Here is a 733-nt window from a genome sequence, read left to right as displayed (position 1 = left end):
GGGCCATGGTCTGTGCCCGTTCTGAAAAAGCTTCACCAAGCCCTTAGGCCTTATGGCCGGCTTGCCACTTACTCCGCTCAAGGTGCCTTCCGCCGGGCCCTTAGGGAGGCGGGGTTTGCCCTTCACCGGGTGCCCGCCTTGGGGAAGCGGGAGTGGACGGTGGGAATCGCCGTAAAAGCTCCTCGCGGGTGATGTAGGTGAGCTCAACCCGGGCCCGCTTGGGGCTCGGAAGCTCCCCGCGGTAGAGCCAGTGGAACCAGGTGCTCGCCAGGGTGGCTACAAGGCGGGGCCAGGTGGGCAGGGGGTGGGTGTGAAAGCCGAATAGCCTACTCCCCTGGGCCAGGTGGCTGTAGCCGTAGAGCAAACGGACCTCTGGGTCTTTGTCCACCAGGGTGGCTGTTTTTCTCAGGCTTTCCCGCATGTGGCGGATGGCCTCTTGGGGGGTGAGTTCCATGCTTCGCTGGCTTTCCAGGTGGATTTCAAAGGCAGGGGTACCCCTGGGAAGGCCTTCCAGGTGGGGTCCAGGAAAGGGCTTTCGCTCCAGCCGCAAGAGGTCAAAGGGGCCATATCCCACCCGCACCACCCGGTGCTTGGCGTTGTACCGTTCCTCAAACCCCTGCAGGGCGCGTATAAGGGCGAGCCTGGGGGTGAGGGGTATGGGGGCAAGCTGATCGAGGGTGACCGGCTGGTATCCCAGCTTGAGGATCTCGGGGAGGACCTGCTCCAAAAGCTC

2 protein-coding genes are annotated in these 733 nt (G+C 63.6%); one reads left to right on the top strand and one right to left on the bottom strand.

Annotated features, from left to right (window positions below; translation table 11 throughout):
* Positions 1-192 (top strand): MnmC family methyltransferase (locus ABWU19_RS14980; RefSeq protein WP_435902425.1); only part of this gene is annotated, 192 nt, incomplete at its 5' end.
* On the opposite strand, the gene ABWU19_RS14975 is transcribed toward ABWU19_RS14980, so the two are convergent.
* The coding region (locus tag ABWU19_RS14975) for a YkoP family protein (RefSeq protein WP_435902424.1) at positions 101-733 on the bottom strand (633 nt) is incomplete at its 5' end. The two genes, ABWU19_RS14980 and ABWU19_RS14975, sit on opposite strands and share 92 nt — an antisense overlap.

The sequence above is a fragment of the Meiothermus cerbereus genome (assembly GCF_051297115.1).
GTDB lineage: Bacteria > Deinococcota > Deinococci > Deinococcales > Thermaceae > Meiothermus > Meiothermus cerbereus_A.
Note: the sequence above shows the minus strand (reverse complement) of the source record. Positions and strands in the feature narration are given on the sequence as shown.